Source organism: Polaromonas sp. P1_E1_2 (genome assembly GCF_056406035.1).
The window spans coordinates 1-8,820 of sequence record NZ_JBFUAZ010000118.1 but is presented as its reverse complement, the minus strand read 5'-3'; the positions used below and the strand labels follow the sequence as shown (position 1 = coordinate 8,820).

Here is an 8,820-nt window from a genome sequence, read left to right as displayed (position 1 = left end):
GTGTGATGTTCGGGCAAAACGCCGTGATCAATGTGGGCTCGCTCATTGCCACCACGGGCAACATTGATGTCAACAACTTCATCAACACCGGCGGCGCACAGATCACCGGGGCCGTCGGCAGTATCACCAACCATGGCAGCATCACCGCGCAAAATGCCGGCCTGGTGGCTTTGGTCGCGCCGTCGGTCACCAACCACGGCAGCATCACCGCCACCGGCGGCACGATTGCCCTGGCCGGCTCAACCGCCGCCACGGTCACCGTGTCGCTCAACAGCGGACTTTATGAGTTCGCCATACCGGGCGGTGCAACGGGTTTGAGCGTGTCCAATATGAACCATGCCAGCCTGAACGGCGAGACCCTCTTGCTGGGCGTTGGCGATGCCGCCAACCTGCTGTCCGGCGTCATCAACCTGGAGGGCATTCAGCAAGCCAGCAATGCCATCGTGGTCAACGGCCATACGGTGGTTCTCAAGTCGGTACTGGACGCAACCCAGGTCAGCGGCAATGCAGGCCAGGTCGATGTGTACAGCGGGGCACGTATCCAGGACGCCGTCAACATTTCAAAGACAGGCACACCAGGAGCGGGGGGCTCTGTAGATGTTCACGGAGGCGCTTATGCCGAGCAGGTCACCCTGAACAAGGCCAACCTGACACTGACAGGCCTGGACGGCGCAAAAATCGTGGTCCCCGATGCCGGGCAGGTTAACGGCATCAGCATTACCGCCAACAATGTGACGGTCACCGGGATGGAGATCGCCGGGCCTGTTAACCAGCCGTACACAAGTTATGCGTGGGGCTCCAATATCAGCCGCGGCATTGCGGTGGCCAATGGCGTCACCGGTTTCACGATCAGCAACAACAACATCCATGACGTGCGCAACGGCATCCTGATCGACGGGCGCAACACGGGCAGTGTGACAGGCAACCGGATTGAAAATACCAAGAGCGCCATCTCCGTGCAGTACACCGACGGCAGCGGCATTGGCATGGCCGGCAACAGCCAGGGCCCGGTGGGCAACGAGTGGGGCCTGAACCTGCACCTGAACGGGCACGTGGTTGGATCGAATCCCAACCCTGTCTCCAACAGCACGCCCATCGCTGCCGCTCCTACCCTGTCACAGCAGCAGTCTCTGCTGGACCTGAGCGCGGCCAATGGCGGCTGGTCCGTGCAGGACCAGGCGTACACATCGTCCAACCGCACGCACGTGACGGTGGCTACCACGGGCTCTTCGGGCGCACAGGGCAGCGTACTCACCCCGCTGGGAAGCATCCAGGGCGGCGTGGATGCCGTGGTCACGGGCGGCACGGTGAACGTGGCGGCCGGCAACTACAGCGGCAGCGTCAACATCACCAAGTCGCTGACGCTGGACGGCGCGGGGGTGGGGCAGACGGTGCTGCAGTCCGCCGCCGCAGGCAGCGGCGACGCGGTCACTATCAACAATGCTWCCAACGTGACGCTCTCCGACCTGTCGATTGCCGACTACCTGTACGGCTTGCGCATCAACGGTACATCCAACGACGTGACCGTCAATCGCGTGGCTTTCAACAACAACACCTTCGGCATGCGCAACGGCACCACGACCCGGGCCGACAACTTCCGCATGCTCAACAGCACCATCACCGGCGGACAGATCGGTGTGCAGACCTACAACGGTTACCAGATGGTCGGCGGCGCTCCGGTGGCCACGGGCTCTTTTGAGAACGCATTGTTTGAGAACGTCACGGTGGACGGCCCCAGCTTCAAGGGCTTTTATCTTGAAACCGCGAACAACCTGACTCTCAGGAACGTCGCCGTCCTGAATGCCGGCAACTATGGGGCGCCTGCATCTTCATCGCTGCATAAACGTTATGGCGCCGGCATCGACATCAATCTGAAATACGACAACTTCAATGCGATCAATTTTGACAACGTGACGGTCAAAAATTCTGGCGCGAGTTCGGGTGATCCGACGGCTGCGGCGGTGGTCATCAAAACACGCGGAATCGCCGGTGACAGCGCCGATTACACGGCCGCACCGGCCAGCCTGCAAAGCGTCAACATCTCCGGCGGCAGCATCGAGGGTTCCAGCCGGACAGGCATACGCTTTGAAACCATGAGCAATGGCCATGGCGGCCAGCCCACGGTCGCCATCAGCGGCGGCACCCAGTTCAAGAACAACGGGCAGGACATCTCGGTGGACGCTGTTGCGGTTGATGCTCGCGGCGCTGTCTTCGACGGTGCGGCCGACGGTTTTGCCATCGAAGACCGCGTGACCCATGCGCTCGACACCACCGGGCGAGGCCTGGTGACATGGACGGACGGCAATGTCTATGTCACGCAGGCCAGCGGCAGCATCCAGAGAGGCGTCAATGCCGTGGTTGCCGGCGGCACGGTCAATGTGGGCGGCGGCACTTATGTGCAGCCCTCCACGCTGGTGGTCGACCGTAGCGTGACGCTGGCCGGTTCGGGCCAGGGATCGACCGTGATCGACGCACGCGGCGTCAGCGGCTACGGTATCAACGTGACAGCCGACAATGTCTCGCTGAAGGACTTCACACTTTACGGCCCGAGTGCCAACGTAGCCGGGTCCTACGGCATCAAGGTAGCACCCGTCGGAGACGCATCAGCGCGGCTGCGCAACTTCTCCATCAGCAACGTCACCAGCCGGGGCGCGGGCCGGGCCGAGCTGGACCTCAATGGCGTTGACGGCGCGCTGATCGACCGTGTGACGGCCGACGGCGCCCCGGTGGGCAACAACACCGGCAGCACGCAGGGCGCCGGCATCCAGCTGACCGACAGTGCCAACGTCACCGTCAGCAACTCGACCACCCGCAACAACGCCTGGGGCGGCCTGGCGCTTTACCAGGCCAACCGTCATTACAACCAGCAGGTGAAAAACATCACGGTGGCGAACACCAACTCTTTCACCGAACGCAACCCGGTGTACATGCAGGATGAATCAGCGAGCCTCAACTTTGGTGCGCTCAACATTCAGGGCTTTGACTTTGCTGTACGCAATGCCGGCACGGCGGACAACAACTACCAGTACACCTGGCTGCAGGCTTCGCAACAAAATGCACTGGACTATGCCGTCAACCTGGGTAGCGCGGGTTCCAGCTACGTCCAGGGCTGGAACGGTGCGCAGGCCACRCAGGACTTCCAGGTGGGTATYGGCAAYCTTCTGGGCGGCGGGACMCAGGCRCTGTCCATCGGGACGGCCATGGGCAATGCGGCAACCGGCGCCAATATCCGCGTAGGCGCCGGCACCTATGCCGAGGACGTGGTCGTAAACAACCCCTACAACCTGTACTTCGGCGGCTCGACCCTGCACGGCCTGACGCTCAATGCCGGCGCGGGCGGCTCCGGCGTCAGCGGCAACGTCACAGTGGACGGTGCGGGTGGCATCCTGTTCAATGCCCCGGTGAACCTGCTGGGCGACACAACGCTGGCAACCCTGGGCGCCAACATTACGCTCAACGGCGATGTGCAAAACGCCGGCAGCGCAGCCCGCGCGCTGCGGCTCGTCGCTGGCTCGGGCAGCACCCGCGGCAATGTGCACATGGTGACGGGCGGCACGGAGACCAACGCGCTCGGCCGGTTTGAGGTTGTGGCCAGTGACTTCAGTCTGGACAGCACCTTGTGGGTAAAAGGCTACGGCATTGACGCACTCGGCAGTGTTGCCCTGAGCAACCACACGCTGCGCGGGCAGGACGCCACACAGTCCAACACTCTGAACGCCGGCGGCGACGTGAGCGGCTCCACCATCAGCCTGGGTGCCGTCCAGGTCACCAGCGGCGGCGATGTCTCGGCCAACGTCACCGCCAGCGAAGTGGCGGTGGCCGCCGTAGGCGACGTAAGCGGCACCACCACCAGCCAGGGCAATGTGCAGATCAGCAGCAGTACCGGCGACATCAGCGGCAACATCACCGGCAACAACGTTGTCGTGCAGGCTCAGGGCGACGTAAGCGGCACTACCACCAGCCAGGGCAATGTGCAGATCAGCAGCAGCACCGGCAACGTCAGCGGCAACATCAGCGGCAACAATGTGGTGGTGCAGGCGCAGGGCGACGTGAATGTCGTGGTCACTGCCAGCAACTCGGCATCGCTGGCCGGCGACACCGTGGTGGCCAACGTGGTTGCGCCCATCATGGCCGTGGAGGCCGTCACCGAGGTACAAATTTCCGGCACATCCGCCCAGGTGAGCATTGATTCGCCAAAAGGCAGCGTTAGCGGCAGCTTCGGCCAGGTGACCAATTCGGGCAGCGGCCTCGTCAATGTCAACGGCAAGCCGCAGGGCAATCAGCAACTTTCGTCTAATGCGGAAAATAACCGTGTGATTCCGGCCGGCAATAACGTGGCTGACAACGCCGGGGCCGGGGCTGACGGTGCAGGGGCAGCTACGCCGACGCTTCAGCTGGCGCTGGCCGGTGAAGGTACGACTTCTCTGGTTTCGAGCACCCCTGCCAAAGCGGGCGACGCCATCGATAGCGGCCAGGCTGTGGAGCTGGACATGTCACCAGGCAATGGGAGAGATAAGGATTGAGGGCTGGCCGGTGAATGGCCGGGCTGGGGCCTGAGCTTGACTTGACCCGGAGATTAGCGTCGATGCGACGCCTGTGCCCTTAACTCCGGTTTAACTCCGGTTTAATTCCGGTACTGTTCCTGCTGCATCAGCAGCTCAGCCTGCCGCGCAACCGACACCTGCGGGGCTGCCGCCTGAGCTGGCGGCTTGTCCGATGCGGTAGCTTGCGGCTGTTGCGGGCGGGCGGGCAACGCGGCCGCGCGGGGTGTGGCCTCTTGCGCCACCCCGTTGGATGGCTGTACGCGGCGGGCGCCGTCGAAGCGGCGCTGCCAGTAGCTCACACCCATGCTTTCGACGCGGACTTCAGCGCCGGGCTTGGGTGAGTGGATGAACTTGCCGTCGCCGATGTAGATGCCGACATGGCTGAAGGCCCGCTTCATCGTGTTGAAAAACACCAGGTCGCCGGGCTGCAATTCGGTCTTGTCGATGCGCTGGGTGGCGGCGGCTTGCTGTTCGGCGCGGCGGGGCAACAGCAGCCCGACGCTTTGCTCGTAAATGGCGCGTACAAAACCGCTGCAGTCAAACCCCGTTTCAACGGTGTTGCCGCCGCGCTTGTAGGGCACGCCCAGGAAACCCATGGCGTTGACGACCAGCTCGGAAGCCTTGTTGGTGACGCTGTGGCGGACGTTGTCAATCTGGGTCAGCAGGCCCTTGTCGGCGAGCAGTTTGTCCATGTCGTTGTCGCCGCCTGAATTGCCGGGTGCTGCATGCACGCTGGCCGCCAGCAGGGCGGCAGAGGCAATGACGAGGGCAGGGGCAATCATTCGCATGGCGCCAAGCATACTTGACGGATTAGTCCTACGTCAACTCATGTTGTTTCTTGATAACGTTGACAACCCATTGATTTGTAACGAATTTGTAGGGGATTACCCGATTTATTACCCCCGTATGCCATGTTTTACACCGCCTTGGCCCGGCTTGGGAATGATCAAAAGGCGGTTTTCCCGGTCAAATGGGCGTGACGGGCCGATTCATGTGCTTTCACGTTTTTTTTAGAGTGAAATATGGCTTTAAACCAATACCGGCGTGCGCAAGCAGCTATATTTTTGATAGCGGCCAGTGTGATGTTCCAGCCCGCGCAGGCTCAAAGCGTTCGCCCTGAAACCGTGGCGGCCGGCCTGGAAAACCCCTGGGGCGTGGCTTTTTTACCGGGCGAGCGTTTTCTGGTCACGGAGCGCCCCGGCCGCCTGCGGGTCGTCGGGCCGGGCGGCAAGTTGGGCACGCCGGTGGCCGCCCTGCCGGAGATTGCCGCCAGCGGGCAGGGCGGCCTGCTGGACGTGCTGGTCGACAGCGACTTTGCCCGCAACCGAACGCTGTATTTCTGCTTTTCAGAGCCTGCCGCCACCGGTAGTGGCAACAGTACGGCGCTGGCGCGCGCCACCCTGAGCGCTGACGACACCCGGCTGGAAAACCTCAAAATCATCTTCAGCCAGAAGCCCAAGGTGGCCAGCACGGCGCATTTCGGCTGCCGCATTGTGGAAAGCCGCGCGGCACCGAACGGCGCGCCCGATGGCAAGCTCTTTCTCACGCTGGGTGAGCGCTTCAGCCGCAAGGAAGACGCCCAGAAGCTGGACAACCACCATGGCAAGATTGTCCGCATCAACAAAGATGGCTCGGTTCCCCAGGACAACCCCTTTGTCGGCAAACCAGGGGCTTTGCCTGAGATCTGGAGCTACGGCCACCGCAACGCCCAGGGCGCGACGCTGGCGCCCGACGGCACCTTCTGGATGCATGAGCACGGCCCGCAGGGCGGCGATGAAATCAACCTGCCCAGGCCCGGGGCCAACTACGGCTGGCCGGTCATTACCTACGGCGAAAACTACGGCGGCGGAAAAATCGGCGAAGGCCTGACGGAAAAGGCCGGCATGCAGCAACCGCTGCATTACTGGGTGCCATCCATCGCGCCTTCCGGCATGGCGTTCCTGACCAGCGAGCGTTATGGCAAGTCCTGGCGCGGCAACCTGTTTGTGGGTTCGCTCAGGTTCGGCTACCTGGACCGGATCGAACTGGCGTCGCCGTTCGCCGGCAAGGTGGTGCGTGAAAGCAAGCTGCTGTCTGAAGCCGGAGAGCGCATTCGCGATGTGCGCCAGGGGCCGGACGGGCTGCTTTACGTGCTGACCGACAGCAACAACGGCAAGCTGATACGCCTGCTGCCCGGTGGCTGAATGCAGGGCTAGCCGGCTACTGCAATGAGATCGATTTCGACCGACGCACTCTTGGGCAGCTGAACAACGCCGACAGACGTACGCGTGTGGGCGCCGGCCGGGCCCAGTACTGCATACAGCACCTCAGACGCGGCATCGGCGACTTCGCTCTGCTGGGTGAAGTCCTGCGCCGACTGCACAAACACCGTGATGCGCAGAATGTGCTTCACGTGGTCCAGGCTGCCGAGGCTTTGCCGCAGCAGCGCCAGCGCGCGCATGGCGCAGATTTTTGCCGCCAGCTGGGCCTGCAGAACAGACGTTTCTGACCCCACGCGGCCGGTAACGACCACGGTATTGCCGACACGCGGAATCTGCCCGCTGACAAAGACCTGGTCGCCGTGCTGCACGACAGGCACGTAATTGCCGCCTATCTTGATCTCACCGTCAAAGCTGTAGCCGAGTTCGGCCTGCACTGCGGCGAACCGGGTGTCGCGTGAATCTTCCATGGACAGGAATTCCTCTTGATGTAGTTGGATGGAGCGTGATGTGGGTGTTTCAGGCAGGGCTCTTCAACCGTAGCAGGCTCAAGCCCAGCAGGCCAAACGCACCGCCGCAGAGGCGATTGAAAATGCGGGCCCGGCGGGGCGTGCCAAACCATTGGTGGGTGTGTTTGGCCAGCAGCACATAGGTGAAGTGGGAGACCAGCACGCACGCAGCGAAGGCGCTGGTCAGTGCCAGGAATTGCGGCAGCATCGGCGCCTCCGGGTGGATGAACTGGGGGAACAGCGCGGTGAAGAACAGGATGCTTTTGGGATTGGTCACCGCCACCAGCAGGCCTTGCCGGAACAATGCTGCATTGCTTTTTCCGGCGGATGTTCCGGCGTGTGTCCCGTCAGACAGGGGCGTGTCGAACATCGAGGTCTTGCTGGTCCACTGCCGCCAGCCCAGGTACATGAGGTAGACGGCGCCCACGGCCTTGAGCACAGCGAACAGCCAGGCCGACGTGTGCAGCAAAGTGCCCAGGCCCGCCATGGCCGCGGTGGAGACGGCGAACACGCCGAGCACATTGCCGGTGGAGCTCCACAGCGTCTTGCGCGGCCCCCAGGCCACGGCGTTGGAAACCGCCAGCAAAATGCCCGGCCCGGGGCTGAGCGCGGTGACAAGTGAAATGGTGATGAAGAGCAGCCAGGCGGAAGTGGTCATGGTGAGATCAATTAAAAAATGATGGGGGCAATTTATTTCCGGCGGCGCCTATGCAGCCTCGGCGCTACGCAGCCAGCTGCGCACGGCCTTCACGATTCCTGAAAAGTACCTTAAAAGCACGCTTCCCGTCTGGCCCGGGGCTTTTGCCGAGGCTTGGTTCAGCACGCATGCTGCGCCCCCGTGCTGGGCGGTCACCGTGATCCATCCGGTCTGGGCGACGGTATGCGACTGTCCCGCCTCCAGCGGCATGCTGTCGCGAAAGACCTGCTCGCCAAGCCAGCGCGGGGTGCCGGTCACCAGCAGCGTGCCCGAGGTGCTGATCAGGGCGCTGCCCGCCTTGGTGTGAAAAAACAGGGACTCACCGGCGTCCAGTTGAAGGTGGCGAGGTGCAAAGTGCTCTTTCATGGCGGCTCCATTCATGGGTTGGTGAACTGGAAAAACGGGGGAAGGAGACATCAAGGTTAAAGAGACCGGCACTTCCCCGACAGAGCCAGGCAAGTCCTTTCTGTATCGGTACAGATGACTGTTTATTCATCTGTTATGGTCTGATTTCGCCCCATCTGTGGCTGTGTCCCGGCTTCCCCTTCACGGATCATTCGGTTTATGGACCTGCAACCCTCGCCATCCCTGTCGCAACCGCTGTATTTACAGCTCTCCAGCCATTACCGCCAGGCGATCCAGTCCGGCGTTTTGATGCCGGGGCAGCGCATGCCGTCCGTCAGGGCGCTGACGCGGCTGCACCAGGTCAGCCTGTCGACGGCGGTGGAGGCCTGCCACACGCTGGAAGACGAAGGCCTGCTGGAGGCGCGGCCGCGTTCGGGCTACTTTGTGCTCAAGCGTCGCCGGATGGATATCCAGCCGCCCAGCGAGCCGGAATGCGGCCACAGGCTGGATCCGGCACAGTACGTCGG

The 8,820-nt window shown here is 62.6% G+C and carries 7 protein-coding genes; 3 read left to right on the top strand and 4 right to left on the bottom strand.

Annotation, left to right across the window (positions count from 1 at the left end):
- The coding region (locus tag AC1D1P_RS08205) for a beta strand repeat-containing protein (protein WP_477672641.1) at window positions 1-4,523 on the top strand (4,523 nt) is incomplete at its 5' end.
- Window positions 4,524-4,624: 101 nt separating this feature from the next.
- Here the strand turns inward: AC1D1P_RS08205 and AC1D1P_RS08200 are convergent.
- The gene (locus AC1D1P_RS08200) at window positions 4,625-5,344 is read right to left on the bottom strand and encodes a C40 family peptidase (protein WP_477669283.1); all 720 of its coding nucleotides are present in this window, start codon (window positions 5,342-5,344) and stop codon (window positions 4,625-4,627) included.
- Window positions 5,345-5,566: 222 nt separating this feature from the next.
- Here AC1D1P_RS08200 and AC1D1P_RS08195 point away from each other — a divergent pair, with 222 nt between their 5' ends.
- Entirely contained in the window at window positions 5,567-6,727 is a 1,161-nt protein-coding gene (locus AC1D1P_RS08195) for a PQQ-dependent sugar dehydrogenase (RefSeq protein WP_477672640.1), read from the top strand.
- 8 nt (window positions 6,728-6,735) lie between these two features.
- Here the strand turns inward: AC1D1P_RS08195 and AC1D1P_RS08190 are convergent, their stop codons facing one another.
- Genes AC1D1P_RS08190 through AC1D1P_RS08180 form a run of 3 tightly spaced genes read right to left on the bottom strand, consistent with a single transcriptional unit; the run spans window position 6,736 to window position 8,314 of the window.
- The gene (locus AC1D1P_RS08190; RefSeq protein ID WP_477669284.1) at window positions 6,736-7,212 is read right to left on the bottom strand and encodes a RidA family protein; all 477 of its coding nucleotides are present in this window, start codon (window positions 7,210-7,212) and stop codon (window positions 6,736-6,738) included.
- Between the two features lie 49 nt (window positions 7,213-7,261).
- A complete protein-coding gene (locus AC1D1P_RS08185; protein ID WP_477669285.1) occupies window positions 7,262-7,909 on the bottom strand; it encodes a LysE family translocator in 648 nt (215 codons plus the stop codon).
- A gap of 48 nt (window positions 7,910-7,957) precedes the next feature.
- The gene (locus AC1D1P_RS08180; RefSeq protein WP_477669286.1) at window positions 7,958-8,314 is read right to left on the bottom strand and encodes a hypothetical protein; all 357 of its coding nucleotides are present in this window, start codon (window positions 8,312-8,314) and stop codon (window positions 7,958-7,960) included.
- Between the two features lie 198 nt (window positions 8,315-8,512).
- On the opposite strand from AC1D1P_RS08180, the gene AC1D1P_RS08175 reads away from it, so the two are divergent.
- The coding region (locus AC1D1P_RS08175; RefSeq protein ID WP_477672639.1) for a GntR family transcriptional regulator at window positions 8,513-8,820 on the top strand (308 nt) is incomplete at its 3' end.